Annotated in this window: 18 protein-coding genes; 7 read left to right on the forward strand and 11 right to left on the reverse strand. The window is 64.3% G+C overall.

Annotated elements, in window-relative coordinates; genetic code table 11:
* Positions 1-31: 31 nt before the first annotated feature.
* From ABRP30_RS08005 to ABRP30_RS08015, 3 genes are read right to left on the reverse strand one after another with little or no spacing between them, the layout of a single operon-like run.
* On the reverse strand, positions 32-625 hold the full coding sequence (locus tag ABRP30_RS08005) for a glutathione S-transferase (RefSeq protein WP_267822177.1): 594 nt from the start codon (positions 623-625) through the stop codon (positions 32-34).
* Positions 622-4,266: an AAA family ATPase gene (locus ABRP30_RS08010; protein ID WP_267822179.1), complete on the reverse strand. Its 3,645-nt coding sequence runs from the start codon at positions 4,264-4,266 to the stop codon at positions 622-624. The genes ABRP30_RS08005 and ABRP30_RS08010 overlap by 4 nt, the downstream gene beginning before the upstream one ends.
* Positions 4,263-5,501 carry an exonuclease SbcCD subunit D C-terminal domain-containing protein gene (locus tag ABRP30_RS08015; RefSeq protein WP_267822181.1) on the reverse strand — a complete coding sequence of 413 codons (1,239 nt, stop codon included), beginning with the start codon at positions 5,499-5,501 and terminating at the stop codon, positions 4,263-4,265. Before ABRP30_RS08015 ends, ABRP30_RS08010 begins: the two co-directional genes overlap by 4 nt.
* 310 nt (positions 5,502-5,811) lie before the next feature.
* On the opposite strand from ABRP30_RS08015, the gene ABRP30_RS08020 reads away from it, so the two are divergent.
* Complete coding sequence (locus tag ABRP30_RS08020) at positions 5,812-6,243, forward strand: DUF2628 domain-containing protein (RefSeq protein ID WP_241803095.1); 432 nt, start codon at positions 5,812-5,814, stop codon at positions 6,241-6,243.
* Positions 6,244-6,352: 109 nt separating this feature from the next.
* On the opposite strand, the gene ABRP30_RS08025 is transcribed toward ABRP30_RS08020, so the two are convergent.
* From ABRP30_RS08025 to ABRP30_RS08050, 6 genes are read right to left on the reverse strand one after another with little or no spacing between them, the layout of a single operon-like run.
* Positions 6,353-7,978 (reverse strand): BatD family protein, encoded by a 1,626-nt coding sequence (locus tag ABRP30_RS08025; protein WP_267822183.1) that lies wholly within the window; start codon positions 7,976-7,978, stop codon positions 6,353-6,355.
* Positions 7,975-9,693 carry a tetratricopeptide repeat protein gene (locus tag ABRP30_RS08030; RefSeq protein ID WP_349974590.1) on the reverse strand — a complete coding sequence of 573 codons (1,719 nt, stop codon included), beginning with the start codon at positions 9,691-9,693 and terminating at the stop codon, positions 7,975-7,977. The genes ABRP30_RS08025 and ABRP30_RS08030 overlap by 4 nt, the downstream gene beginning before the upstream one ends.
* Positions 9,690-10,766 carry a VWA domain-containing protein gene (locus ABRP30_RS08035; RefSeq protein ID WP_241803098.1) on the reverse strand — a complete coding sequence of 359 codons (1,077 nt, stop codon included), beginning with the start codon at positions 10,764-10,766 and terminating at the stop codon, positions 9,690-9,692. Before ABRP30_RS08035 ends, ABRP30_RS08030 begins: the two co-directional genes overlap by 4 nt.
* The gene (locus ABRP30_RS08040) at positions 10,759-11,253 is read right to left on the reverse strand and encodes a DUF4381 domain-containing protein (protein WP_241803099.1); all 495 of its coding nucleotides are present in this window, start codon (positions 11,251-11,253) and stop codon (positions 10,759-10,761) included. The genes ABRP30_RS08035 and ABRP30_RS08040 overlap by 8 nt, the downstream gene beginning before the upstream one ends.
* Positions 11,254-11,266: 13 nt before the next feature.
* Positions 11,267-12,211: a DUF58 domain-containing protein gene (locus ABRP30_RS08045; protein WP_241803100.1), complete on the reverse strand. Its 945-nt coding sequence runs from the start codon at positions 12,209-12,211 to the stop codon at positions 11,267-11,269.
* A 4-nt stretch (positions 12,212-12,215) separates the two neighbouring features.
* A complete protein-coding gene (locus ABRP30_RS08050) occupies positions 12,216-13,175 on the reverse strand; it encodes a MoxR family ATPase (RefSeq protein ID WP_039601915.1) in 960 nt (319 codons plus the stop codon).
* Between the two features lie 219 nt (positions 13,176-13,394).
* Here ABRP30_RS08050 and ABRP30_RS08055 point away from each other — a divergent pair, with 219 nt between their 5' ends.
* Positions 13,395-14,702, forward strand: coding sequence for a DUF2235 domain-containing protein (locus ABRP30_RS08055; protein WP_267822190.1), 1,308 nt, complete (start codon positions 13,395-13,397; stop codon positions 14,700-14,702).
* A gap of 84 nt (positions 14,703-14,786) precedes the next feature.
* Here ABRP30_RS08055 and ABRP30_RS08060 read toward each other — a convergent pair whose 3' ends face one another.
* Entirely contained in the window at positions 14,787-15,143 is a 357-nt protein-coding gene (locus tag ABRP30_RS08060; protein WP_241803101.1) for a hypothetical protein, read from the reverse strand.
* A gap of 249 nt (positions 15,144-15,392) precedes the next feature.
* On the opposite strand from ABRP30_RS08060, the gene ABRP30_RS08065 reads away from it, so the two are divergent.
* Positions 15,393-20,258, forward strand: coding sequence for an NAD-glutamate dehydrogenase (locus ABRP30_RS08065; protein WP_267822193.1), 4,866 nt, complete (start codon positions 15,393-15,395; stop codon positions 20,256-20,258).
* 106 nt (positions 20,259-20,364) lie between these two features.
* Here ABRP30_RS08065 and ABRP30_RS08070 read toward each other — a convergent pair whose 3' ends face one another.
* Positions 20,365-21,183 carry a pyruvate, water dikinase regulatory protein gene (locus ABRP30_RS08070; protein ID WP_349974589.1) on the reverse strand — a complete coding sequence of 273 codons (819 nt, stop codon included), beginning with the start codon at positions 21,181-21,183 and terminating at the stop codon, positions 20,365-20,367.
* A gap of 175 nt (positions 21,184-21,358) precedes the next feature.
* On the opposite strand from ABRP30_RS08070, the gene ppsA reads away from it, so the two are divergent.
* The 4 genes from ppsA to ABRP30_RS08090 all read left to right on the forward strand — a co-directional run bounded on the left by ppsA (position 21,359) and on the right by ABRP30_RS08090 (position 26,483).
* The gene (gene ppsA / locus ABRP30_RS08075; RefSeq protein ID WP_267822195.1) at positions 21,359-23,734 is read left to right on the forward strand and encodes a phosphoenolpyruvate synthase; all 2,376 of its coding nucleotides are present in this window, start codon (positions 21,359-21,361) and stop codon (positions 23,732-23,734) included.
* A gap of 102 nt (positions 23,735-23,836) precedes the next feature.
* Positions 23,837-24,829 (forward strand): alpha/beta fold hydrolase, encoded by a 993-nt coding sequence (locus ABRP30_RS08080; RefSeq protein ID WP_349974588.1) that lies wholly within the window; start codon positions 23,837-23,839, stop codon positions 24,827-24,829.
* A 139-nt stretch (positions 24,830-24,968) separates the two neighbouring features.
* Positions 24,969-25,460: a ribonuclease E activity regulator RraA gene (gene rraA / locus ABRP30_RS08085; RefSeq protein ID WP_012313510.1), complete on the forward strand. Its 492-nt coding sequence runs from the start codon at positions 24,969-24,971 to the stop codon at positions 25,458-25,460.
* Between the two features lie 27 nt (positions 25,461-25,487).
* Positions 25,488-26,483, forward strand: a complete 996-nt coding sequence (locus ABRP30_RS08090) for a zinc transporter ZntB (protein WP_267822200.1) — start codon at positions 25,488-25,490, stop codon at positions 26,481-26,483.
* Positions 26,484-26,544 lie beyond the last annotated feature (61 nt).

Raw genomic sequence — 26,544 nt, forward strand, 5'->3', positions numbered from 1 at the left:
CCTGCGCGAACCGCGACAGGCGCCGGCCAACTCACTTGGCCATCACCGCCTTGAACAGTTCAGACGCCAGCCACCTCTCCAGCCAGCTCCGCACACGCGGATAAGCCGCCTCGGCGAACCACTGCGGTTCGACCCCGGCAAACTGGCGCATCAGGGGCAACAGCGCGGCGTCGACCAGGCTTGCATGGCTGGCCAGCAGGTAGGGCCGGCCCTCTAGCAACTGTTCAAGCTCGGCCAGCCAGGCCTCGGCCTGCTGGCGGTAGTGTTCGCGCGTGTGCTCGGGGTATCGCTCGGCATATTTGTACAGGTTGACCTGCGCTTTGAACTCGCTGTCGTTGCGGGCAATAAGCCGTTCAGCCTGTCGCGCGGCGGCAGGGTCGGCTTGCAACCGCCAGTCCTGCGGGTCATTGCGCTCGAGCGCCCAGCGCATGATGTCCAGGCTTTCCTCCAGCACGCCTTCACCGGTATCGAGCACCGGTACCGTCCCCTTGGGTGACAGAGCCAGCAACGCGGCCGGCTTGTTCTTCATCGCCACTTCGTGGATGTGCACCTCGCACCCGGCATAGTGCAGGGCCAGGCGCGCTCGCATGGCCCAAGGGCAGCGGCGGAAGGAGAAAAGAATCACCCGCACACCTCGACATCACTCAGGCCATTGCCCTGGCGACGCACCTGGATCTGCACCGGAATACGCTCGTGCATCTCTTGTACGTGGGAAATGACCGCGACCTTGCGCCCCTGCGCCTGCAGACCGTCGAGGGCGTCCATGGCCAACTGCAGCGACTCCGGGTCGAGGCTGCCGAACCCCTCGTCGATGAACAGCGACTCGATACGCAGGGTGCTCGAGGCCATTGACGCCAGGCCCAGGGCAAGCGCCAGCGAGACCAGGAAGGTTTCACCGCCAGACAAGGAGTGCACGGAGCGCAGTTCGTCGCCCATTTCGGTGTCCAGCACCAGCAACCCCAGGGCGCTGCCGCCACGTTTCAGGCGGTAGCGCCGCGCCAGTTGGCGCAACTGGGCGTTGGCATGGTGCAGCAGCAGGTCGAGGTTGTAGCCCTGGGCGATCTTGCGGAACACATCGCCAGAGGCCGAGCCGATCAGCGCATTCAGGCGTGCCCAGCGTTGCCACTGTTGGTGGGCCTGTTCGATTTCGCAGGCAAGGGCCTGGTACGCCTGCTGGCGACGCTGGTCGTCAGCCTGCTGCGCGCGCAACTCGGCGCATTGCTGTTCCTGAGCGGCCAGTTGCTCGGCAAGGCCGGCCAGTGCTTGCTCGAGGTCTTCGCCATGCAGGCCACCCTGTGCCTGAGCGGCGTGCTGCTGCAGGCGCTGTTCACGCTCCTGGAGCAGCACGCGGCCTTGCTCGATGGCGTTTTCTGCTGCCTGTAGCTGTTGGCGCAGGGTGCTGAGCTGGTTATCGTCCATGGCCAGCAGGCGGTCCAGCCCGCTGTCATCCAGTTCGGGATGGTCGCTGCGCCATTGCGCGATTGCGTGCTGAAGCTGCTGGCACTCCTGCTCCAGCGCCTGCTGGCGCTGGGTATTGGCCTTCAACTCCGCGGCCAGTTGCACGCCCTGGTTGCGCAGCGCCTGCAGGCGCTCTGCGGTTTCGGCATCGAGGGCGCGGGCCTGTTCCAGCTGCGCTTCGAGGTGGTGTTGCCAAGCTTCGGCGCTGCTATGGTCGCCGAGCAGCGTGGCCAGCTCCGCCTGGGCCTGCAGGCGCTGCGCTTGGAGGGCGTCGAGGGTGTGCTGCAGGTGTTGCTGAGCCTGCAGGCGCGTCTGCTGCTGGTCGCGTAGCTTGTCCAGTTGCAGTTGACGCGCGTGCTGCTCGTCCTGCTCGTCCTTGCGCTGCTCCAGCTGTTGCAGGCGCTGCGCGATCTGCTGGTCGAGGCTGAGGAAGGCATTGGCCGGATCATCACTCAAGGCCTTCAGCACATCAGCCGGCAGCACATTGGCCAAGTCATCGAGGCCTTGTTGCAGATGCTGTTCATCGTTGGCCAGGGCTTGGTGCTGTTGCTCCAGGTGGCGCTGGGCCTCTTGCTGCGCCTGCTGCGCGGCCTGCAATTGCTGGGTGAGGCGGGCGGCGTCTTTTTGCAGGGCGAGCAGGGCGCTTTGACGCTTCTCGTCCTTTTTGATCTCATCGTCCAGGCGCTGCAGCTGGCTGTCCAGCCACGCGGTACGGGCCTTGTCGTCCTGTGGCGCCAGGGCAGGCCAGAGGGGGTGCGACTGTACCTGTGCAACCAGCGGCTGCAACTGTTCGCCCAGCTGCGCCTGTTGCTGTTGATGGTCCTTGAGCTGGGCGTTGACCACGCCAAGCTGCGTGCGCAGCTCCACCAGTTTGCCGTTGAGCGTTTCGACGTGCTTTTGCGCAGCATCCACTTCGGCCTGGTCATGTCGGCCCAGGCTCTGCAGCAGAGCCTCAGGCTGGTGGAACGGGTGTTCAGCGCTGCCACAGACCGGGCACGGTTCGCCGTCGCGCAGTTGGCCGCGCAGTTCTTCGACGCTGGTATTGCGTGCCAGGCGCTGACGCTCCAGCAACTGGCGTGTGAGGTTGAGCGCCTGCTCGGCCGCTTCCAGCTCCGCCTTGGCTGCGGTGCCTTCACCGATCAGCTGTTGGCGTTGCAGCATGGCCTGCTGGTGACGTTCACGCAGCCCCTCCAGTTGACTGCGCAGCTCCTGCTCGCGGCCATGCAGGCGCGACAGTTCTTCGACCGCCCGCTGCTGTTTGCGATTGTCCTGCAGCATGTTGCCGAGCAGGTCGATCTGCTCAGCCAGCGCCTGCGGCTCGGCTTTGGCTTCGCGGAACAACAGCTCGAACGCGTCATGCTGGGCCTGCCACTGCGCGTTGGCCTCGCTGGCGCGCGCCTGCAGGCCAGGCAGCTCCTCACGGCCCTTGCTCAGGCGCCCGCCAATCACCATGACTTGCTTGAGTTGTGGCAGGTAGGCCTGCCAGGCATTGGCCAGGCCGGCCAGGTGCTGGCTGTCTGCCAAGGCCGCGTCGATCTGCGCCAGCTGTTGCAGGCTGCGCTGCTGGTGTTCATCCAGTTGCTGCAACTGTTGCTGGCCTTCGGCGACGTGCAGGTCGGCCTGTTCCCTGGCGGTGCGTTGCGCCTCCAGCTCAGTGTCGAGGCGCGCCAGGCTGTCCTGGCCGGCAAATGCCTGGCGCAGGCGCGGGGCACTTTCGCTGTGCTTCGCCTGGCTGTCGGCCAGTGCCTGGCGCGTGGCTACCAGCGCCTGCTCCAGCGCCTGGGTGTGCCCCTGCAGCTCAGCTTGCAGCTGTTGTTGCTCGGCAATCTGCGCCGCCAACGGCGTCAGTTGTGCGGTCAGTACTTGCTGGCGATGGAACTGGTGCCGTTGCGGTGCCAGGCGTTCCAGGCGCTGCAGGTCGAGGCGTTGCTCGGCCATGGCTTGCCAATTCTGCTCGGCAGCGTGCAGGGCGGCGCCGGCTTCGCTGAGTTGCGTCTGCAACAGGCGTTGCTCGTTGAGCCAGGTACGTTGTTGCTCCAGTTGGCGCTGGCGGGCTTGCTCGGCCTTGAAGTGTTGCTGCGCCTGCTCCAGACGCGTGTCCAGCTCGATTCGGGCTTCGGCGGCCATCGGCAGCAGGTGGCTGGCACGGTCTTTCAGCGCGTTGTGCGCCTCGCCGGCTTCGCGGGCCTTGCTGAAGGCACGCTGGCCCAGGCGCGTGTAGATCGCGGTGTTGGTGAGTTTTTCCAGCAGCTCGCTGCGTTCTTTGTCGTCGGCCTTGAGAAAGGCGCCGAATTCACTCTGGGCCAGCATCACGGCACGGGTGAACTGCTCGAAGTTGAGCCCCAGACGGGTTTCGATCAGTTGCTTGTATTCGTTCTTGCCACTGCCCAGCACCTGCTCACTGTCCAGGTCATAGAGGCTCTGACGGCTGGACTGCAGCTTGCCATTGGCCTTGTCACGGGCACGGTTGGCTTCCCAGCGCGCGCGGTAACGGTGGCCGTCGATGCCGACGAAATCGACCTCGGCAAAGCCGCTGCCGGTGCCGCGGCGCAGCAGGTTGCGCGGGTCCGAGGTAGGGATTTCGCCATCGGCATCTGGCACCTTGGCTTCGCGGCCAATGTCATTGAGCCGCGGCACAGTGCCGAACAGCGCCAGGCACAGAGCGTCGAGCAAGGTGCTCTTGCCGGCACCGGTAGGCCCGGTGATGGCGAACAGGCCTGCGCTGGCCAGGGGTTCGGCGGTGAAGTCGATGTCGACCGGGCCGGCCAGGGATGCCAGGTTCTTCAGGCGGATGGCGAGAATCTTCATGGCTGTTCCTCTTCCAGCTGGACGTCCTGCAGCAGCAGGGCGAAGTCGGCCAGGGCCTGCTCGTCGGCCGGGTTGCCGTAAGCCTGTTCCCAGGCGCGGCTGAACAAGTCCTGCGGGGTCATCTGCGACAGTTCGACGAACTCAAGCTCGCTTTCTTCGTCGTTACCACGGCCGGCATATTCGGCGCTGATGCGGATCAGCCGCACCGCCTTGCCGTGCAGGGCGCTTTCGATCTGCTGGCGCAGGTCTGGCTGCGGCTCGTCCAGCAGCACGCGCACTTCGAGCCACGGCTGGCGGTTGGGGTCGTCGAGCAGGTCGATCACCGGCAGTTCGGCAAGCTGCTCCAGCAGTTCGCCCAAGGGCGCAGGGCCGATGCGCTGCAGGGCCACGGCGCGCGGCACCGGGCGCGGCTCGACGCTGACCAGCTCGGCGCCGTCGAGCTCGACTTCCAGCACCTGGTGCGGGTAGTTGATTTCGGCGAACGACAGTGGGATCGGCGAGCCGCTGTAGCGGATGCGGGTTTCGCGGTTGACCTTCTGCGGCTTGTGCAGGTGGCCCAGGGCAACGTAGCTGATGGCCTTGTCGAACAGTTTGGCCGGAAGGGCTTCGGCGTTACCGATGATCAGGCTGCGCTCGGAGTCTTCGGACACCGCGCCACCGGCCATGTGCGCGTGGCTGATGGCGATCAGCGCCTGGTCCTTCTTGCGTTTTTTCTGCGCGGCCGCGATCAATTGCTGGTGCACCTGGTTGATGCCCTGCAGGTAGTCGTCACCCAACTGCGGGCCGGTGACTTCGGCTGGACGCAAAAAAGGCAGCGCCAGGCACCAGGCTGCGACCTTGCCGCGGCCGTTGGTCAGCGGGATCAGCAGGCGTTCGGCGTCCAGCTGGCCCTCATCCAGCCAGTGCACGCGCCCTAGCGCGTGGGTGCGCAGACGCCGCATGAGCGCGGCGGGTAGCTCGATGCGCGAGCCGGAGTCATGGTTGCCGGCGATCATCACGATGTCCAGCTTCGGCTGTTGCTCGTGGGCTTGGACGATGAAGTCGTATAGCCGCTCCTGAGCTTTGACCGGCGGGTTGACCGTGTCGAAGATGTCGCCGGCGATCAGCAGCGCGTCGGGCTGGCGCAAGCGCAGCTGGCCGAGCAGCCAGTCGAGGAAGCAGGCGTGTTCGAAGTCGCGTTCCTGGCCGTGCAGGCTTTGGCCCAGGTGCCAGTCGGAGGTGTGAAACAGACGCATGGATGACCTGTTGGATTGGGACATGAAGGCTTCGGTGCTTGGCGTCATGACAGCGCCAAGGTGGCCTTCGAAGGAGGGCGGTATGGTAACTCAAGTGGCTTGGCGATTGTCTGGAGCCTGGCCGTGTTCGGTGCATTCAAAGGGCGGGGCAGTGCGCTACAAGGGCAATCCATTATGCGAACGGGTCGACATAGTGGCCATCTGCTTGCTTGATGCCAGCCATCGCCGATGCTCTAATCCCTTACCCCGGCCGCGGCGCGTGCAGTGCTGCGGGTGTGGGCTACCGGATCCCATCTGAAAAGGAATTTTTATGCAAAGCACGCCACAAATCCAGGCCGACTACGCCAACCTCAAGCCTAAATGGCAGGAGCGGTTCGCCTTCTTCGATCAGCACGGCGGCCCACGTGAAGCGACCTACAAAGCGGCGTTCCGCGCTTTGCCGTTTCGCAAGAAACTGTTGATCAACAACAATTTCCTCGGATTCTTCTTTGGCCCGATCTACTGGTTCGTCCTGGGCATGTGGAAGAAGAACCTGGTCATGCTGGCCATCATCATTGGCGTCGGGCTGCTTGAAGGTGTTTACGAGGCTGCCACGGGTAATGCAGTGCCTCGGGCGCTGGATCAAGGCTTCAGTGTGGCCTTTGCCGTGTTGTACGGCATGTTGACCAATTACGCTTATTACCTGAAACAGACCAAAGGCGAGCAGGGCTGGAACCCGTTTCAGGGTCACCGCTTCATCTGATCGCTCAGGGTTGTCGCAGAGCGGGAGCAGTCAGGATCGCATCCTGGTTTGGACGGGCTTGTCTGACGTGCGCTACAGCACGCTAGACGGGCCCGCGCCCCTCTCCCAATCACTTCGGATAAAGCGGTGGCAAGCCCCCTGGCTCCCCAGACGGCAGTAACACGTGTTCTGCCGGTGGAATCGTCCCTATCGCCCGCCACAGATCCTCTCCCTGCCAATATTGGCCGCTCTCGCTATACAACGCCCCGTTCAAACCATCCAAAGCATCCGACAGCGGCACGAACCGCGCCGCCATCTCCGCCAGGGTCTCTGGCTGTTGCCGCGCCCAGGCATCGAGCGCCTGGCGGGTGGCCTGTGGGTCGTTGGCCTGGCAGGCGCGCTTGAGGTCGTCCAGCAGGGTGCGTGGGCTGGGGCCAGTCTGGGCGGCCCGCAGCACGGCCGGTTGCGAGCGGGCGCGCCACCACAGGGTGAAGCCCAGTAGCGTGGTCAGGGCGAACACCAGGGTGGCGAGCTGCCAGGGCCACAGCCGGCTGCTGCCCGTGCTGGCATCACCGACCGGGCTCTCGGCGCTCAGGGCCGGGTTGTCCTGCACGTTAAGGGTGCGCGCAGGCAAGCTGGAATGCTCCAGGTGGTCTTCGCGGGTGTTCCACCAGGTGACTTCCAGTGCCGGCAGCGCCAGCTCGCCACTGTGGGTCGGCACCAGTGCTTCGCGCTCCTCGCGGTTGGCGGTCATGCCGCGCTCGCTGATTTCGTTGCGCAGCAGCGGTTGGTCCGGGTAGCGGCGCAGGCCGACGATTTCGGTGGCCGGCAATTGCGGCAGTTGGGTGCTGGACAGCCCCTCGGCGCGCAGGGTGATGCTGCGGGTCAGGGAGTCGCCTATCTGGGTTGGCTGTGTGCCGGGGTCGGGGTTCCAGTGTTCTTCGAGGGCCAGGCTACGGGCTGGCAACCACGGTTCGGCTGCGGGCCAGGCGGCGGGGATAGGGCGAACGTTCAGGCGCAGCGGCAGCGAACTGACCTGTACCTGGCGGCCTGTACGTGCGCTGCCCGCAGGCTGCTGCGCATTATCGGCGGCAGTGGCGGTGAACGTGAGGGGCGCGATGTCCAGGCTGCCGCTCTGCTGCGGATAGAGTGCGTAGCGTGTCTCGATCACCCCGTGGCGTACGCCGTTGATGTCCTTCTCATAGGTACGCGAGTCCCCCAGCGGTTCGACTTTGGCGTTTTCCAGGCGCAGCGGGCTAAGGCTGCTGTCGTCGTACAGCGACACCGAATGGTAGATGCGCAAGGTCAGCACGGCCTGCGCCTGGACATAGACATCACTGGTGTCCAGGGTAGCCTCGATGAACACCTGGGACGCGCTGTCCGGGCGGTCGGCATCCGCTTGCACCACCTGCAGGTCGATGGCCTGGCTGCGCGATTGCCCCAGTTGCAGCTCAGGGATACGCAAGCTGCCGCTGCGCCGCGGCAGCAGGGTAATGATCCAGCGAGTGCTGGCCCGGGTCTCGCCATCGAGGGTGTGCAGGCTGTTCAGTTGACGCGTGCCGCGTACTTCGAAGTCGCCGTCCAGGGCGCGCAGGTCGGGCTTGCCGAACTGGGTCACGTCCTGGCTTTCGAGGGTCAGCTCCAAGGTTTCACCGGCCTCCAGGCGGGTGCGGTCGACACTGGCCTGCAGGGTCGGTTCGGCCTGGGCGAGCACGGCCCATATCAGGCTGAGGAGAAAGACGCCAAGGCGACTCATCGTTGGGATTCCTGATGCAATTGCTGTTCGTACCAGAATTTTCGTCGCAGCAGCTGCGCCGGGTTGTCGGGGATCTCCCGCAGCCATTGTTCCAGGGCTTGGCGTTGTTCGGCATCGAGGCTGGTCGATACCGGCCGCTTGGGCGGCTGGGTGATGCTGTCATCGTCGCCCACCTGGTTGCCGGGTGCGGCCTGGCTGTTGTTACTGCCTTCAACGGGTTGATCGGTGTTCGCCTGTTGTTCGCTGCCCGGTGTGCCCTGGGCGGGGCTGCTCGCCGAGCTGCTGTTGCCCTCGGTCTCGCTGCCCGGCGTGCCTTGGGCATCGTCTTGGGCCGGTTGTTCCTCGGCCTGGCCTTGACGCTGCTGTAACAGTTGCTGGACCAGGGCCTGGTTGTCCAGCGCCGGCTTCAGGTCGGGTTGATGCTCCAGGGCCTGCTCGTAAGCATCCAGGGCGGCCTCCAGCTCACCGCTGCGAGCCAGGGCGTTGCCTCGATTGTAGTGGGCAGCGGCGGTATTGGCTTGGCCGAAGGCGGTGGCGGCAGCGGCATAGTCACCGGCCTGGTACAGCGCCATGCCGCGCCATTGCGGGTCTTGGAAGTGCCGCGCGGCTTCCACCGGGCGGTTTTGTTCAAGCAGGCGCTTCCCTTGCTGATCGGGGCGCAACCACAGGTCATTGAACTCGAACGCCTGGCTCGGCTGCGGCAGGGCCAGCAGCAGCGGCAGGCAGAACAGCCAGCCGCGCCGACCCGCGCAGGCGGCCAGCAGCAACAGGGGTATCAACAGCCAGTAGCCTTGGTCGGCCCAGCTGTCGAGCTGCAGGTTCTGGCCGTCATTGCGCAGGATGCGCGGGTTGTCGTACAGGCCGAGGCCACGCAGGTCGAGGTCGTCGATCCGGGCATGACGGTAGCGTCCTCCGGTGCCGTTGATGAACGCCCTGAGCCCGCCGCTGTCCAGGCGCGGTACCAGAATGCCGCCTTGCTCGTCCTTGAGAAACTCGCCGTTGGCCTGGCGGACCGGCGCCCCTTCGCGGGTACCGATGCCGAGCATCAACAGGCTCGGGCCCTGGCGGCCAAGGGCCTGGACAATGCCCTGGCGTTCCGGGTCGCTCAATGCCGAACCGATCAGCAACAGGCGGCCTTCGCCCAGGCCGCTTTGCGCCAGCAGGGCCAGGCCCTTCTGCACGGCCAGGTCGGCGCGCTGGCCGGGCTGCGGCATGATCGACGGGTCGATGGCCTCGAGCAGGTTGCGCGTGGTGCTCAGGTCGTCGGACAGCGGCACCAAGGTGTGTGCGCTGCCGGCGTAGACGATCAAGGCCGTCTGGCTGTCGCGACGGTGTTCGAGCAGGTCAAGGACCTTGCGCCGCGCCTGCTGCAGCCGGTTGGGCGGCGTGTCCTGGGCAAGCATCTGCGGGGTCAGCTCCAGCAGGATCACCAGCGGGTCGGCCGGGCGTTGGCGGGTTTCTTCCAGGCGCTGCCAGCTCGGCCCGAGCAGCGCCAGCACCGTCAGTAACCAGGCAAGGCCCAGTGCGACCCAGGGCATTTTGCTGTGGCTGCCGCTGCCGCCACCGAGCAGCACCGGGTGGAAGGCCGGCGGCAGGATCATCTGCCAGCGCCCGGCGCGCCTGCGCCGGTGCCAGAGCTTGAACACCAGCCAGGCGAGCAGCGGTACCACCAGCAGCCAGAGTGGGCGCAACCAGTGCGGCCAGAGGTCGATCATCGCCGCCTCCTCAGGCGCAGCCTTTTGAGGCGCTCACGCCATTGCGGGTGGGGCTGCAGGAAGCGTGGCCGGCGCAGCGCACGCTGCAGCAGGTTGTCTGGCCATTGCACCGCCACCACCAGCAGCACGCTGAGCAGCAAGGCCAGGGCCAGTGGCCAGGCGTACAAAGCAGTTGCCGTGCGGGCCTGGGTTGGCTGCTGGGCGACCGGTTCGAGCTGGTCGAGGGTATCGCCGATCGCATCCAGTTCGGCGCCGTCGTGGGCACGGAAGTAGGCGCCATGGGTCAGGTCGGCGATTTCCTTCAGTGAGGCTTCGTCCAGGTCCAGGCTGGGGTTGAGGCCGAGCAGGCCCGGCGTACCGCTGGCCTCGGGGTTGGCGCCGATGCCGATGGTGTAGATGCGCACGTCTTCCTGGGCGGCCAGGCGGGCAGCGGTCAATGGATGGATCCGCCCGCCGTTGTTGGCACCGTCGGTGATCAGTACCAGCACCCGGCTCTGCGCCGGCCGCTCGCGCAAGCGCTTGACCGCCAGGCCGATGGCGTCGCCGATGGCGGTGTTCTTGCCGGCGATGCCAATCTGCGCTTCGTCGAGGAAGGTGCGTACGGTACGCCGGTCAAAGGTCAGGGGGGCCTGCAGGTACGCCTGGCTGCCGAACAGGATCAGGCCGACGCGGTCGCCTTCGCGGTTTTGCAGGAAATCGCCCATCAGCGCCTTGACCAAGTCGAGGCGGCTGACCTCTTCGCCCTGCCACTGCATATCGGGGAAATCCATGGAGCCGGACACATCCACCGCCACCAGCAGGTCCCGGCCGCTGGCGGCCACCGGTAGCGGTTCGCCCAGCCACTGCGGACGGGCAGCGGCGAGCAGCAGCAACAGCCAGATCAGCGCGAACGGTGCCTGCTGGCGCAAGGTCGGCAGGTTCAGCCGTGCCCGACGCCCGGCCAGGCTTTCGAGTTCGTTGAGAAAGCCTACCTTGAGCACCGGTTCGCCGCTGTCGGCGGCAGGCAGCAGCAGGCGCGCCAGCCACGGCAGCGGCAGCAGCAGGAAAATCCACGGCCAGGCCAGTTCAAACATGTTTGCGGATCCAGGTTTCGACGGCCTGACTGAGCCCGGCAATGGCCTTGTCGTCAAGCTTGCATTCCGGCTTGTACGCGCCTTCTACCAGCACCATCCAGCGGGTCAGGCCGGCAGCGGGGCAGCGGTTGTCGAGGAACGCCAGCCACTGGCGGCCATTGAGGGTATGGCTGTTGGCGCCAGGGTAGTGGTTGCGGCACAGGCGCTTGAGCAAGGCGTTGATCTGTTGCAGCCAGGCCCCGGCCGGTGCGCCGTCGTAGGGGCGCGGCAGCAGGGCCAGCTCGGCCAGGGCTTCCAGGCGTACCGGGTCCAGCGGTTGCTCGGCACGCACTATCCTGCGCTTGCCGGGGCGCCAGCGGCGCAGCCGCCACAGGCCCCAGGCCAGGAAGGGGAGGACGCCAAGCAGCAGCCACCAGCCAGGTGCCGGTGGCCACAGGCCGATCGCTGAAGGAGGTATCAGCGGTTGCAACTGGTCCAGAGGGTTCATTGGGCGCTGCTCTTCATGAACCGCTCCGTGGGCGCTGTGCATTCAGGTATTCGCGCAGTTGCTCGATCATTTCGCTCTGGGTGCTCAGGGGCATCAGCAGCACGCGCAGCTTCTGGGCCATCAGCTCCCAGCGTTCTATGCGTGCTTCGGCCTGCTGACGGTAGGCCTGGCGCAGGTTGGTGTCCAGGGTGTCGAGCTCCAGGTGCGCGCCGCGCTGGGAGAAACGCAGCAGGCCTGCTGCAGGCAAGGCATGGTCGAGGGGGTCGGACACTGGCATCAGCAGCAGGTCACAATGGCGCGAGAGCATCGCCAGGTGCTGTTCAGCCTGGGGGCTGAGTGAGCGCTCGTCGCAAATGACGATGGCCAGGCTGCCTGGGCGCAGTACTTCACGCGCGCGGCGTAGCGCCAGGCCCAGGCTGTCGGCGTGGGGCGCGGCTTCGGTGTGCAGCGCCTGATTGACCTTCGCCATACGGTTGAGCAGCTGCAGCAGGCTCTGCTTGCTGCGCCGCGGCTTGATTTCGTGGTGCTCATCATCGCCGAACACCAACCCGCCGATGCGGTCGTTGTGGCCCAGCGCCGCCCAACCGAACAGCGCCGCGGCCTGGGCCGCAAGCACTGACTTGAACATCAGCCCCGAGCCGAAGAACAGGCGCTGGCTTTGCTCGACGAGGATGAAGATCGGCCGCTCGCGCTCTTCATGGAACAGCTTGGTATGCGGCTCTTGGGTGCGTGCGGTGACCCGCCAGTCGATGTTGCGTACGTCGTCACCGGCCTGATAGACGCGCACCTGGTCGAAGTCCACGCCGCGCCCGCGCAGCTTGGAGTGGTGCAGGCCGACCAGCGGGCTGCGCTGGCCAGGCCGGGAGAACAACTGGATTTCGCGCACGCGGTGGCGCATGTCGATCAGCTCGGCGAGGCCGATGCGGATGCCGGGTTCGGCCTGCTGAGCGGTGGGCATGGGGTCAGGCAACGGCGACGACGTCAAGGATGCGCTGGACCACGCGATCCTGGTCGACCCCGGCCGCTTCGGCTTCAAAGGACAGGATGATGCGATGGCGCAGCACGTCGAACAGTACGGCCTGGATATCCTCGGGGCTGACGAAGTCGCGCCCGGCCAGCCAGGCATGCGCCCGTGCACAACGATCCAGGGCGATGGAGCCGCGCGGGCTGGCGCCATAGGCGATCCAGTCGGCCAGCTCGGTATCGAACTTGGCCGGTGTGCGCGTGGCCATCACCAGTTGCACCAGGTATTCCTCTACCGCGTCGGCCATGTACAGGCCGAGGATTTCCTTGCGTGCGGCAAAGATGGCCTGCTGGCTGACACGCCGTTCAGGTTTGACTTCGCCTCCCAGCGCTTCACCGCGGGCCTGGGCAAGAATGCGTCGCTCCACTGCCGCATCGGGGAAACCGATCTTCACGTGCATCAGAAAACGGTCGAGCTGGGCCTCCGGCAGCGGGTAGGTGCCTTCCTGCTCGATCGGGTTCTGCGTGGCCATGACCAGAAACAGCGGCGACAGGTCGTACGTACTGCGCCCGACACTGACCTGGCGTTCGGCCATTGCCTCGAGTAACGCCGACTGCACCTTGGCGGGTGCCCGGTTGATTTCGTCGGCCAGCACCAGGTTGTGGAAGATCGGCCCCTGCTGGAAGACGAAACTGCCGGTTTCCGGGCGATAGATTTCAGTGCCCGTGATGTCGGCCGGGAGCAGGTCGGGCGTGAACTGGATGCGATGGAACTGCGCTTCGACACCTTCGGCCAGCTCTTTGATGGCCTTGGTCTTGGCCAGGCCCGGGGCGCCCTCAACCAGCATGTGGCCGTCGGCCAGCAGCACGATCAACAGCCGCTCGACCAGTTTTTCCTGGCCTAGGATCTGGGAGGAAAGAAAGGTGCGTAGCGCGATCAGCGCTTCACGGTGTTCCATCGGCGGCGGTTCCTGGGATTGGGCCAGGGCGGGCGCGTAGCGCGACGGACCTGGCAGGGGTGGATACTTTAATCTATCCGGGGGGTGGCGACCAATTACGCCCCGGTTTTTTATGCGCATCGAAAGGTCGCACTATCCGCATGCCATTGCGGTGTTCTCTGATTTGCGCTGGCGGTGATCTGGCGCTTGCTTGTGCCCTTCGAATCATGAAGGCGCGTGATGATGAGCAAGCAGTCCGCTGTGCCTGCCCCGGTTACCGTGCGGGTGGGCGTTTTTTTCGACGGCACCGGCAACAATCAGGGCAATGCTGCACCCTTGGCCGCCACCGGCCACGGCTGCGCAGGGGGCAGTTACGCCAATGCGCGCAGTAACATTGCCTTGCTGCACGCGCTTTATCCCTGCGGGCCCGTGCACGGGCAGGTCCATTTCAACGTGTATGTGGAAGGGATCGGTACAACCCACGGTGGCCCTGACTCGCCCTTCGCCCAGGCGACGGGGCGCGGAAGCGCGGGGGTGGCGGCGCGAGTAGAGCAGGCGCTGGCAGAGGTTGGCAGGCAGCTGCGCGATTATCGGGCTGAGCATCCCCAGGTTGTACCCAACTGCATCGAATTCGACCTGTTCGGTTTCAGCCGCGGTGCGGCGGCGGCCAGGCACCTGGCCAATCGCCTGGGCACGAATGAGACGGGCCTGCCGGCTGAGCTGCACGGGCCGAGGGCGATCAACTTCATTGGCCTGTTCGATACCGTGGCGGCAATCGTTGCACCCTTGCGAGGCAGCTTCGGCCCAGCCAGCGATCGCCACGGTGGCTTGCGCCTCGGGCTGGACACGCGTGTCGCCCGGCAGGTCGTGCAACTGGTGGCAGGTGATGAGCAGCGCCACAACTTCCCGCTGGTGCGTAGCGACAACGACATTGTCGTGCCGGGTGTGCACTCGAATATCGGTGGCGGCTATGTGGAGCGCATGCGTGAGCAGGTACTGTTGTGCAAACCGCATTCGAGCCGGGTCGCGCACACGACACCGGCCCACTGCACGCGCGCCCATGCGGCAGTCACTGGGCTGCTGAGCTCGACCTTTGCAAGCGTGGTCGATCCGCGGCCCCGGCTGCTCAGCTGGGAGGTGCCGATCGAAGGCAGCCGAGCCAGGCGCGATACCCCGGAAAAGCAGGTGTACGCCGCTGTGTACCGAGAACGTGAAGTCAGTGGCCATCTTTCACGTGTGTACCTCAGCATCATGCGTGAACTGGCCGTGCGCGGTGGGGTAGCGTTCGCCCCTCTGGGCGGTGACGATGCGCATCGCCTGCCGGCAGAATTGCTGCCTGTCAGCCGCAAGCTGCATGAGTTTGCCCTCGGTCAATGTGCGCAATTGCACCTGACGCCCCAGGAGCGAGCGTTGTTGCAGGCGAAATACGTGCACACATCGGCGCACTGGAACGCCGTGAAAGGGCTGGATAACAGTTCGCTGGACGCATTGTTCATCGACCGGCCGGGCAAGGCGGGCAGGGTGCTGCACAGGAACCCGGTGGGTTGACGTACCTGCCGCCATTTCAAGGGCAGGTCTCAAGCAGGCTTGAATGCGCCGACACGTCCACCGGGCGGTCGACGCGCCCGTCGTCTATCGAAGCTCGCTGACGAAGGTCCCTGTGCCATCCAGAATAGTGCGCAAGGTCAGCTCGACCTCTTCCAGGTCCGTCCCCGCCGACGTCAGCACGATCTCCAGGGTTTCGTCACCCTTCAACGCATCCCGATCCCCGGCTGCCACTTCGATCAGCAGGCGCTGGGCGCTCAAGGTCACTTTCAGGCCATCGAGGGTCGACGGTTCATCGTCCAAGGTCAGGTCCACGGTGTCCTCGTCCGGGTAGCGGGTGAGCAGGAACATCTGCCCTTTGTCGCTATGGCAGCACAAGGTCGCCATGTTGTCTTCCTCGTCATCGCAAGGGGTGGCGAACAGCAGGGCGGTGTGGATTTGCATGAGGGCGGCTCGGGTCAATGGAAACGAAAGTGAATTCTGACAGCCTTGGGGGGATCGATAAACGTAAAGTTTCCCCCCCTTGACCGAAATTGTCGCAGCGCTGCAAGCGGTGATGACCGATCAGTCGTTAAGCTTCCGCGAGCCCTGAACATTACCGTCCGGCTTGCCATGGGTTGGCTATCGTTGATCCGTGATCGTCGGACGTACGCGACGCTTCAACTATTACAAAGCCCAAGCGGAGTACCACAGATGGCGTTCTTCACCGCAGCCAGCAAAGCCGACTTCCAGCACCAACTGCAAGCGGCCCTGGCGCAGCACATCAGCGAGCAGTCCCTGCCACAAGTGGCGCTGTTCGCCGAGCAGTTCTTCGGCATCATTTCCATGGACGAACTCACCCAGCGCAGGCTTTCGGACCTCGCCGGCTGTACCCTTTCCGCCTGGCGCATCATCGAGCGCTTCGACCCCGAGCATCCACTGGTGCGGGTGTACAACCCCGATTACGAGCGCAATGGCTGGCAGTCGACCCACACCGTGGTCGAGGTGCTGCACCATGACCTGCCGTTCTTGGTGGATTCGGTGCGTACCGAGCTCAACCGCCGCGGCTACAGCATCCATACCCTGCAGACCACCGTGCTGAGCGTGCGTCGTGATGCCAAGGGCAACCTGCTCGAACTGCTGCCCAAGGGCACCCAGGGCGAGGGTGTGTGCCATGAGTCGCTGATGTACCTGGAGATCGACCGCTGCGCCAACGCTGCCGAATTGACGGTGCTCACCCGCGAAATCGAGCAGGTGCTGGCCGAGGTGCGGGTGGCGGTGGCCGATTTCGAACCGATGAAAGCCAAGCTGCAAGAAGTCATGGAGCTGGTGGAGCGAACCGCTTTCGCGCCGGTTCACCATGAAAAGGATGAGGTCAAGGCCTTCCTCGAGTGGCTGTTGGACAACCACTTCACCTTCCTCGGTTATGAAGAATTCACCGTGCAGGCCGACAGCGCCGGCGGCCAGATGGTCTACGACGAGCAGTCGTTCCTTGGCTTGCCGCGCCGCCTGCGTGTGGGCCTGACGCCAGAAGAGCTGCGTATCGAAGACTACGCGGTGGCGTACCTGGCCGAACCGCTGCTGTTGTCGTTCGCCAAGGCCGCACTGCCCAGCCGGGTCCACCGCCCGGCCTACCCGGATTACGTCTCGATCCGCCAGCTGGACGCCGATGGCAAGGTGGTCAAGGAACACCGCTTCATGGGCCTTTACACCTCCTCGGTGTACGGCGAGAGCGTGCACGCCATTCCTTACATCCGGGTCAAGGTCGCCGAGGTCGAGCGCCGCTCCGGCTTCGACGCCAAGGCCCACCTTGGCAAGGAACTGGCGCAGGTGCTCGAAGTGCTGCCACGCGATGACCTGTTCCAGACCCCGATCGACGAGCTGTTCAGCACGGTCATGTCGATCGTGCAGATCCAGGAGCGCAACAAGATCCGTGTGTTCCTGCGCAAGGACCCGTACGGGCGCTTCTGCTATTGCCTGGCCTACGTGCCACGGGAAATCTATTCCACCGAAGTGCGGCAGAAGATCCAGCAGGTGCTGATGGAGCGCCTGAAGGCCAGCGACTGCGAGTTCTGGACGTTCTTCTCCGAATCGGTGCTGGCGCGCGTGCAGCTGATTTTGCGCGTCGACCCGAAGAACCGCATCGCCATCGACCCGCAGCAACTGGAAAACGAAGTGATCCAGGCCTGCCGCTCGTGGCATGACGACTACGCCGCGCTGGTGGTGGAAAACTTCGGTGAAGCCCAGGGCACCAACATCCTCGCCGATTTCCCCAAAGGCTTCCCGGCCGGCTACCGTGAGCGCTTCGCCGCCCATTCGGCGGTGGTCGACCTGCAACATGTGCTGGCACTGTCCGAAAGCAAGCCGCTGGCGATGAGCTTTTACCAGCCGCTGACGCGTCTGGGCGAACGCTTGCTGCATTGCAAGCTGTACCACGCGGACACGCCCTTGGCGTTGTCGGACGTGCTGCCGATTCTTGAAAACCTCGGCCTGCGCGTGCTGGGCGAGTTCCCCTACCGCTTGCGTCACGCCAGTGGTCGTGAGTACTGGATCCACGACTTCGCCTTCACGTACAGCGAAGGCTTGAGCCTGGACATCCAGCAACTCAACGACGTCCTGCAGGATGCGTTCATCCATATCGTCCAGGGCGATGCCGAGAATGACGCGTTCAACCGCCTGGTGCTCACCGCTGGCCTGCCATGGCGCGATGTGGCGCTGCTGCGCGCCTATGCCCGCTACCTCAAGCAGATCCGCCTGGGCTTCGACCTCGGCTACATCGCCAGTACCCTGAACAACCACACCGACATCGCCCGTGAGCTGACCCGGCTGTTCAAGACCCGCTTCTACCTGGCGCGCAAGCTCACGGCCGATGACCTGGACGACAAGCAGCAACGCCTGGAGCAAGCCATCCTCAGCGCCCTGGACGATGTCCAGGTGCTCAACGAGGACCGCATCCTGCGCCGCTACCTGGACCTGATCAAGGCCACTCTGCGCACCAACTTCTACCAGCCGGATGCCAACGGCCAGAGCAAGTCGTACTTCAGCTTCAAGTTCAACCCTAAACTGATCCCCGAACTGCCCAAGCCGGTACCCAAGTTCGAGATATTCGTCTACTCGCCGCGGGTCGAGGGTGTGCACCTGCGCTTCGGCAACGTGGCACGCGGTGGCCTGCGCTGGTCGGACCGTGAAGAGGACTTCCGTACCGAGGTGCTTGGGCTGGTCAAGGCCCAGCAGGTCAAGAACTCGGTGATCGTGCCGGTCGGTGCCAAGGGCGGCTTCCTGCCACGGCGTTTGCCGCTGGGCGGCACGCGTGACGAAATCGCCGCCGAAGGCGTGGCCTGCTACCGCATTTTCATCTCGGGCCTGCTCGACATCACCGACAACCTCAAGGACGGCGGCGTGGTGCCGCCGGCTAACGTGGTGCGTCACGATGACGATGACCCGTACCTGGTGGTGGCGGCCGACAAGGGCACCGCAACCTTCTCCGACATCGCCAACGGCATCGCCATCGATTACGGCTTCTGGCTGGGCGACGCCTTCGCCTCGGGTGGCTCTGCCGGCTACGACCACAAGAAGATGGGCATTACCGCCCGTGGTGCCTGGGTGGGCGTGCAGCGCCACTTCCGCGAGCGCGGCATCAATGTGCAGCAGGACCCGATCACGGTGATCGGCGTCGGTGACATGGCCGGTGACGTGTTCGGCAACGGCCTGCTGATGTCCGACAAGTTGAAACTGGTCGCGGCGTTCAACCACCTGCACATCTTCATCGACCCGAACCCGGACCCGGCCAGCAGCTTCGCCGAGCGTCAGCGCCTGTTCGACCTGCCGCGTTCGGCCTGGACCGATTACGACACCAGCATCATGTCCGAAGGCGGCGGGATCTTCCCGCGCAGTGCCAAGAGCATCGCCATCACCGCGCAGATGAAGGAACGCTTCGCCATCGAGGCCGACCGCCTGACGCCGACCGAGCTACTGCATGCATTGCTCAAGGCGCCGGTGGATCTGCTGTGGAACGGGGGTATCGGCACCTACGTCAAGGCCAGCAGCGAAAGCCACGCCGATGTTGGCGACAAGGCCAATGACGCGTTGCGGGTCAACGGCAATGAACTGCGCTGCAAGGTGGTGGGCGAGGGCGGCAACCTCGGCATGACCCAGCTTGGCCGTGTCGAGTTCGGCCTCAACGGCGGTGCCACCAATACCGACTTCATCGACAACGCCGGTGGCGTGGACTGCTCCGACCACGAGGTCAACATCAAGATCCTGCTCAACGAAGTGGTGCAGGGTGGCGACATGACCGAGAAACAGCGCAACCAGCTGCTGGGCAGCATGACCGATGAAGTGGGCGCGCTGGTGCTGGGCAACAACTACAAGCAGACCCAGGCGCTTTCGTTGGCGGCGCGTCGCGCCCGCGAGCGGATCGCCGAGTACAAGCGCTTGATGGCCGACCTCGAGAGCCGTGGCAAGCTGGACCGTGCGATCGAGTTCCTGCCAACCGAGGAGCAGTTGGCCGAGCGCCTGGCGGCAGGCCAGGGCCTGACCCGTGCCGAACTTTCGGTGCTGATTTCCTACAGCAAGATCGACCTCAAGGAACAGTTGCTCAAGTCGCTGGTGCCTGACGACGACTACCTGACCCGCGACATGGAAACCGCTTTCCCGCCGTCGCTGGTCAGCAAGTTCGCCGAAGCCATGCGCCGCCATCGCCTGAAGCGCGAGATCGTCAGCACCCAGATCGCCAACGACCTGGTCAACAACATGGGCATCACCTTCGTCCAGCGGCTGAAAGAGTCGACCGGCATGAGCCCGGCCAATGTCGCCGGGGCCTATGTGATCGTGCGTGACATCTTCCATTTGCCGCACTGGTTCCGCCAGATCGAGGCGCTGGACTACCAGGTGCCGGCAGAAATCCAGCTTACCCTGATGGACGAGCTGATGCGCCTGGGCCGCCGCGCGACCCGCTGGTTCCTGCGCAGCCGGCGCAACGAGCAGGATGCCGGGCGCGACACCGCGCACTTCGGGCCCAAAATCGCCCAGCTGGGGCTCAAGCTCGACGAGCTGCTGGAGGGGCCGACCCGCGAACGCTGGATGGTCCGCTACCAGAGCTTCGTCGATGCCGGCGTCCCGGAGTTGCTCGCACGCATGGTGGCGGGTACCAGCCACCTGTACACGTTGCTGCCGATCATCGAGGCGGCAGACGTGACCGGCCACGAGCCGGCCCAGGTGGCCAAGGCGTTCTTCGCCGTGGGCAGTGCGCTGGACTTGACCTGGTACTTGCAGGAAATCAGCAACCTGCCGGTCGAGAACAACTGGCAGGCCCTGGCCCGCGAGGCGTTCCGCGACGATATCGACCTGCAGCAACGGGCCATCACCATCTCGGTGCTGCAGATGGCCGATGCCCCGCAAGACATGGATGCGCGGGTGGCGCTGTGGGCCGAGCAGCATCGGGTCATGGTCGAGCGCTGGCGCGCCATGCTCGATGACCTGCGCAATGCGACGGGAACCGACTATGCGATGTATGCGGTGGCCAACCGCGAGCTGGTCGACCTGGCAATGAGCGGGCAGGCGGTGGCGGTGCCGTCCTGATCGGTCAGCTGGTCAGCTGAAATGAAAAAGCCCCGGCAGTGATGCCGGGGCTTTTTTTGTCTGCGTTCCACCTGAGGGATGAGCGCGGCCCCGGTAGGGCCGGGCGTCATTTGAAGCGGCGCTCCACGCCTTTTTCCACCAGGATCTTCGCCGAAATCTCCTCTACCGAAAAATGCGTGGAGTTGATGTTGGGGATGTTCTCCCGCCGGAACAGGCTCTCGACCTCGCGGACCTCGAACTCGCACTGGGCAAAGCTCGAATAACGGCTGTTGGGCTTGCGCTCATGGCGGATGGCGGTGAGGCGGTCGGGGTCGATGGTCAGGCCGAACAGCTTGTTGTGATGCTTCTTGAGCACCGCCGGCAATTGCAGGCGCTCCATGTCGTCTTCGGTGAGCGGATAGTTGCCGGCACGAATGCCGAACTGCATCGCCATGTACAGGCAGGTCGGGGTCTTGCCGCAACGCGACACGCCGACCAGGATCAGGTCGGCCTTGTCGTAGTAATGGGTGCGCGCGCCGTCGTCGTTATCGAGGGCAAAATTCACCGCCTCGATGCGCTCCATATAGTTGGAATTGCCGCCAATGGAGTGGGACTTGCCGACGGAATACGACGAATGGGCAGTCAATTCCTGCTCAAGCGGGGATAAAAACGTCGAAAAAATGTCGATCATGAAGCCGTTCGACGTCGCCAGGATCTCACGGATGTCCTGATTGACGATGGTGTCGAAGATGATCGGGCGCATGCCGTCGCGCTCGGCGGCGGTATTGATTTGCTGCACCATCGTACGTGCCTTGTCGGGCGTATCGATGTACGGACGCGTGAATTTGTTGAACGGAATGCTATCGAATTGCGCGAGCAGGCTTTGGCCCAGGGTTTCGGCAGTGATGCCGGTGCCATCGGAGATGAAGAACGCGGTTCGTTTCATTTGCGATCTGGGCCTTAAGCTGATGACGTTTCTTGGATATGATAAGTTCGGTTTGCCGAATGCGGCTGTCGGCATTCTCACTTATTTTCCAGGTACAGGCCACAAGCGTCCGGCCCAGTCAAAAGGCAGGCGGGCGCCCTTGAGCTTTTCCAACACAGTTAGTGGAGAGATCACCTTGGTAGAGTACGTAGTTTCCCTCGATAAGCTCGGCGTCCATGATGTGGAGCATGTGGGGGGCAAGAACGCATCCCTGGGCGAGATGATCAGTAACCTTGCCGGTGCCGGCGTGTCGGTGCCGGGCGGCTTTGCCACTACGGCTCAGGCGTACCGTGATTTTCTCGAGCAAAGCGGGCTGAACGACCGCATTCACGCCGCGCTCGACGCGCTGGATGTCGATGACATCAATGCCCTGACCAAGACCGGCGCGCAGATTCGCCAGTGGGTCATGGAAGCCGAATTCCCGCCACGCCTGGATTCGGAAATCCGTACGGCCTTCGCCGAAATGGCCGCCGGCAACGACAACATGGCCGTCGCCGTGCGTTCCTCGGCCACCGCCGAAGACCTGCCGGACGCCTCGTTCGCCGGCCAGCAGGAAACCTTCCTCAATATCCGTGGCGTCGATAACGTGATCCGCGCGGCCAAGGAAGTGTTCGCCTCGCTGTTCAACGACCGCGCCATCGCCTACCGCGTGCACCAGGGCTTCGATCACAAGCTGGTGGCACTGTCGGCCGGCGTGCAGCGTATGGTCCGCTCCGAAACCGGCACCGCCGGCGTGATGTTCACCCTCGACACCGAGTCGGGCTTCCGCGATGTGGTGTTCATCACCGGTGCCTACGGCCTGGGCGAAACCGTGGTGCAGGGTGCGGTCAACCCGGACGAGTTCTACGTACACAAGAACACCCTGCAGGCCGGCCGCCCGGCCATCCTGCGCCGCAACCTGGGCAGCAAGGCGATCAAGATGATCTACGGCGACGAGGCCAAGGCCGGTCGTTCGGTCAAGACCGTCGAAGTCGACCGCGCCGAGCGTGCGCGCTTCTGCCTGACCGACGCCGAGGTCAGTGAGCTGGCCAAGCAGGCCATGATCATCGAACAGCACTACCAGCGCCCGATGGATATCGAATGGGCCAAGGACGGTGACGACGGCAAGCTGTACATCGTGCAGGCCCGCCCTGAAACCGTGAAGAGCCGCGCCAGCGCCAACGTCATGGAACGTTACCTGCTCAAGGAAAAGGGCACCGTATTGGTCGAAGGTCGCGCCATCGGCCAGCGCATCGGCGCCGGCAAGGTCCGCGTGATCAAGGATGTGTCCGAGATGGACAAGGTGCAGCCGGGCGACGTGCTGGTCTCGGACATGACCGACCCGGACTGGGAACCGGTGATGAAACGCGCCAGCGCCATCGTCACCAACCGCGGTGGGCGTACCTGCCACGCGGCGATCATCGCCCGTGAGCTGGGCATTCCGGCAGTGGTAGGGTGTGGCAACGCCACCCAGCTGCTCAAGGATGGCCAGGGCGTGACCGTGTCCTGCGCCGAAGGCGATACCGGCTTCATCTTTGAAGGTGAGCTGGGCTTCGACGTCAAGCAGAACTCGGTCGATGCCATGCCCGACCTGCCATTCAAGATCATGATGAACGTCGGTAACCCCGACCGCGCCTTCGATTTCGCCCAGCTGCCCAACGCCGGTGTCGGCCTGGCGCGCCTGGAGTTCATCATCAACCGCATGATTGGCGTGCACCCCAAGGCGCTGCTGAATTACGCGGGCCTGCCGCCGGAACTCAAAGAGAGCGTCGACAAACGCATCGCCGGCTACAACGACCCTGTCGGCTTCTACGTCGAGAAGCTGGTCGAGGGCATCAGCACCCTGGCGGCCGCCTTCTACCCGAAAAAGGTCATCGTGCGCCTGTCGGACTTCAAGTCCAACGAGTATGCCAACCTGATCGGCGGCAAACTGTACGAGCCGGAAGAAGAAAACCCGATGCTGGGCTTCCGCGGAGCGTCGCGCTACATCAGCGAGTCGTTCCGTGACTGCTTCGAACTCGAATGCCGTGCACTGAAGCGCGTGCGTAACGAGATGGGCCTGACCAATGTCGAGATCATGGTGCCGTTCGTGCGGACCCTGGGCGAAGCCAGCCAGGTGGTCGACCTGTTGGCCGAAAACGGCCTGGCCCGCGGCGACAACGGCCTGCGCGTGATCATGATGTGCGAACTGCCGTCCAACGCCATCCTCGCCGAAGAGTTCCTGGAGTACTTCGACGGCTTCTCGATCGGCTCCAACGACCTGACCCAGTTGACCTTGGGCCTGGACCGCGACTCGGGGATCATCGCCCACCTGTTCGACGAGCGAAATCCTGCGGTGAAGAAGCTGTTGGCCAATGCCATCCAGGCGTGCAACAAGGCCGGCAAGTACATCGGTATTTGTGGGCAGGGCCCGTCGGACCACCCGGACCTCGCCAAGTGGCTGATGGAACAAGGCATCGAAAGCGTATCGCTGAACCCGGACTCGGTACTCGAGACCTGGTTCTTCCTGGCCGAAGGCCAGGGCGCGGCCTGATGCAGTAAATGCGGGGGCACCTCTGGTGTGCCCCCGCCTGGTTTTTTCCAGGGCGAGTTCCAGCGATGGACCCCGCCCTTTTTTGTGCACCAAGCAAACCTTATGCAAAGCAGCAGTGTTCTATTTCCCGTGGCCTTGCTCAGTGCCGAGCGCCGCGGCGACCTCAGTGAAGACGTCTACCGGATCAAGGCCGGCAACAGCCCTGATCCGAGCGTGGAGCTGGCCTTGACCCGCCTGGGCCTGGCGGACCGGGCGGGCGCCCAAGGCGTGCCGGTGATCCTCCTGCACGGCAGTTTTTCCAATCGGCGCTTCTGGTATTCGCCCAAGGGCATTGGCCTGGGGGCTTACCTGGTGCGTGCGGGTTTCGATGTGTGGATCCCTGAGATGCGCGGTCACGGGCTGTCGCCGCGCAACCACGATTGGCGGCACAACCGGGTCGCTGACTATGCCCGCTATGATTTGCCGCTGATCGCGGCCTTCGTTGAGGAGCAGTCCGGCACCGCACCTCACTGGATTGGCCATTCGCTTGGCGGTACCACCTTGGCGGCAGCGCTTGGCGGTGGTTTCCTGGATGCCAGGCAGGTCGCCAGTGCCGCGTTTTTCGGCACGCAGATCAGCCGGGTGTACTGGCCGTTGAAGGTGCCGCCCGTGGCTTGGGGCGCCAAGCTGCTGCTCAAGCGTTGGGGGCAGATTTCCGGGCCGCGGTTCAAGCGTGGGCCTGAGGACGAACCGATTGGTCTGGCGCTGGAAAGCATGCGTTGGCATGGCCTGTTTGGCCGCTTCGGTGACAAGGACAGTGACTGGTGGGCGGGGCTCGCGGAGGTGGATGTGCCGGTGCTGGCAGTGGCTGGCGCGGGAGACTTCCAAGACCCGGTGTGGGCTTGTCGCAAGCTGTTCGATCAGTTGGGGGGTGAGCGCAAGCAGTTCCTCAGGCTGGGCCGCGAGGAAGGCTTCGAGGCGTTCGGGCATGTCGACATGCTGGTGAGCAAGGCGGCGCAGGCGCAGGTGTGGCCATTGGTGGAGCGCTGGTTGCGCCAGCCGTTGCTGCCGGTGCACGAGGCGACCGTGGTTGCCGAGCCTGTGCCGGTAAGCTGATTTTCTGCTGGTTGTGGTGGCCCGTGCGGGCCACGGCAGGCGAAATACAGATGACCGAGCAGTCCCGGATGACTGCGACAGCCTCCCCGGTGTAGCCTTGGCAGACACCCGCTTTCGTTGTGACTGACAGGAGCTTCCCATGCAGCATTACGTAACGCCCGACCTGTGCGACGCCTACCCCGACCTGGTCCAGGTGCTGGAACCGATGTTCAGCAACTTCGGTGGCCGCGATTCATTCGGTGGCCAGATCGTTACCATCAAGTGCTTCGAGGACAACTCGCGGGTCAAGGAGCAGGTCGAGCTCGACGGCAAGGGCAAGGTTCTGGTGGTCGATGGCGGCGGTTCGCTGCGCTGCGCGTTGCTCGGTGACATGCTTGCCGAAAAGGCTGCCAAAAACGGCTGGGAAGGCCTGGTGATCTATGGCTGCGTGCGTGACGTCGATGTGCTGATCCAGACCAGCGTCGGTGTGCAGGCGTTGGCCAGCCATCCGATGAAGACCGACAAGCGCGGCATAGGCGACCTCAATGTGGCCGTGACCTTCGCCGGCGTGACGTTCCGCCCTGGCGAGTATGTGTATGCCGACAACAATGGTGTGATCGTCTCGCCAAGCCCGCTGGAAATGCCGCAGTGATGCGCCGCACGCGCTGATGGAGCTTTGATGTTCGAGGAAGACAACGCGCAGTGGGGCTTGGTGCACGCCCTGGTGCTCGATGGCAAAGGCGGCGCGCGCTCGATCCCCCGGACCGAGCTGGACGACCTGCAATTGCAGCCACAGGAGAGCCTGTGGCTGCACTGGGACCGCAGTCATCCCCAAACCCGTACCTGGCTGCTGCAAGAGAGCGGGCTGAGTGAGTTCGCCTGCGAGCTGCTGCTGGAGGAAAACACCCGGCCGCGCCTGCTGCCGCTGGCCGATGAACAGCTGCTGCTGTTTTTGCGAGGGGTGAATCTCAACCCGGGCGCCGAGCCTGAAGACATGGTGTCGGTACGTATTTTTGCTCAGGCGCGGCGGGTGATTTCGTTGCGCTTGCGGCCTTTGCGCGCCAGTGACGAAATTCTGCGTCTGCTGGACGAGGGGAGGGGGCCAACGTCGGCCTCCGAGCTGCTGCTGTTGATGGGCGAATTGCTCACCGAGAAAGTCCAGGGTCTAGTCAACGATCTGTCGGAACTGGTCGATCTGGAGGAAGAGAAAGTCGAATCCGACGAACGGTATAGTCCTGAGCATGGCAGCTTGCAACAGATTCGTCGTCGGGCCGCTGGCCTGCGGCGTTTTCTCGCCCCACAGCGGGAAATCTATGCCCAGCTGTCGCGCAGCCGGTGGAGTTGGTTCGCCGATGCGGACGCTGACTACTGGAACGAGCTGAACAACAGCCTGATCCGCTACCTCGAGGAGCTGGAGCTGGCCCGTGAGCGCGCCGCGCTGGTCCTGGAAAGTGAGGACCGGCGGCGCAGCGAGCGGATGAACCGGACCATGTACCGCTTTGGCATCATCACCTGCATTTTCCTGCCCATGAGCTTCGTCACCGGGTTGCTGGGGATCAATGTCGGCGGCATTCCGGGGGCGGAAAACCCCTATGGTTTCCTGCTTGCCTGCATCGTCGTGCTCGGCCTTGCGGTGGGGCAGTGGTGGCTGTTCAGACGGCTGCGGTGGGTTTGAATGCTAATTGGAATGTACCGGGCTTATCGCCGGCAAACCGCCCCCTGCATCGGCCGATGTG

The organism is Pseudomonas sp. WHRI 8519 (assembly GCF_040224055.2).
In the GTDB taxonomy this organism is placed as follows: domain Bacteria; phylum Pseudomonadota; class Gammaproteobacteria; order Pseudomonadales; family Pseudomonadaceae; genus Aquipseudomonas; species Aquipseudomonas putida_X.

What these genes read in the sequence shown, in the direction of transcription:
- ABRP30_RS08025 (WP_267822183.1), bottom strand. Translation starts at nt 7,978, where the DNA reads ATGAGTCGCCTTGGCGTCTTTCTCCTCAGCCTGATATGGGCCGTGCTC.
- ABRP30_RS08060 (WP_241803101.1), bottom strand. Translation starts at nt 15,143, where the DNA reads ATGCAAATCCACACCGCCCTGCTGTTCGCCACCCCTTGCGATGACGAG.
- ABRP30_RS08055 (WP_267822190.1), top strand. Translation starts at nt 13,395, where the DNA reads ATGATGAGCAAGCAGTCCGCTGTGCCTGCCCCGGTTACCGTGCGGGTG.
- ABRP30_RS08065 (WP_267822193.1), top strand. Translation starts at nt 15,393, where the DNA reads ATGGCGTTCTTCACCGCAGCCAGCAAAGCCGACTTCCAGCACCAACTG.
- ABRP30_RS08070 (WP_349974589.1), bottom strand. Translation starts at nt 21,183, where the DNA reads ATGAAACGAACCGCGTTCTTCATCTCCGATGGCACCGGCATCACTGCC.
- ABRP30_RS08015 (WP_267822181.1), bottom strand. Translation starts at nt 5,501, where the DNA reads ATGCGTCTGTTTCACACCTCCGACTGGCACCTGGGCCAAAGCCTGCAC.
- ABRP30_RS08045 (WP_241803100.1), bottom strand. Translation starts at nt 12,211, where the DNA reads ATGCCCACCGCTCAGCAGGCCGAACCCGGCATCCGCATCGGCCTCGCC.
- ABRP30_RS08090 (WP_267822200.1), top strand. Translation starts at nt 25,488, where the DNA reads ATGTTCGAGGAAGACAACGCGCAGTGGGGCTTGGTGCACGCCCTGGTG.
- ABRP30_RS08020 (WP_241803095.1), top strand. Translation starts at nt 5,812, where the DNA reads ATGCAAAGCACGCCACAAATCCAGGCCGACTACGCCAACCTCAAGCCT.
- ABRP30_RS08010 (WP_267822179.1), bottom strand. Translation starts at nt 4,266, where the DNA reads ATGAAGATTCTCGCCATCCGCCTGAAGAACCTGGCATCCCTGGCCGGC.
- ABRP30_RS08050 (WP_039601915.1), bottom strand. Translation starts at nt 13,175, where the DNA reads ATGGAACACCGTGAAGCGCTGATCGCGCTACGCACCTTTCTTTCCTCC.
- ABRP30_RS08080 (WP_349974588.1), top strand. Translation starts at nt 23,837, where the DNA reads ATGCAAAGCAGCAGTGTTCTATTTCCCGTGGCCTTGCTCAGTGCCGAG.
- ABRP30_RS08035 (WP_241803098.1), bottom strand. Translation starts at nt 10,766, where the DNA reads ATGTTTGAACTGGCCTGGCCGTGGATTTTCCTGCTGCTGCCGCTGCCG.
- ABRP30_RS08040 (WP_241803099.1), bottom strand. Translation starts at nt 11,253, where the DNA reads ATGAACCCTCTGGACCAGTTGCAACCGCTGATACCTCCTTCAGCGATC.
- rraA (WP_012313510.1), top strand. Translation starts at nt 24,969, where the DNA reads ATGCAGCATTACGTAACGCCCGACCTGTGCGACGCCTACCCCGACCTG.
- ABRP30_RS08030 (WP_349974590.1), bottom strand. Translation starts at nt 9,693, where the DNA reads ATGATCGACCTCTGGCCGCACTGGTTGCGCCCACTCTGGCTGCTGGTG.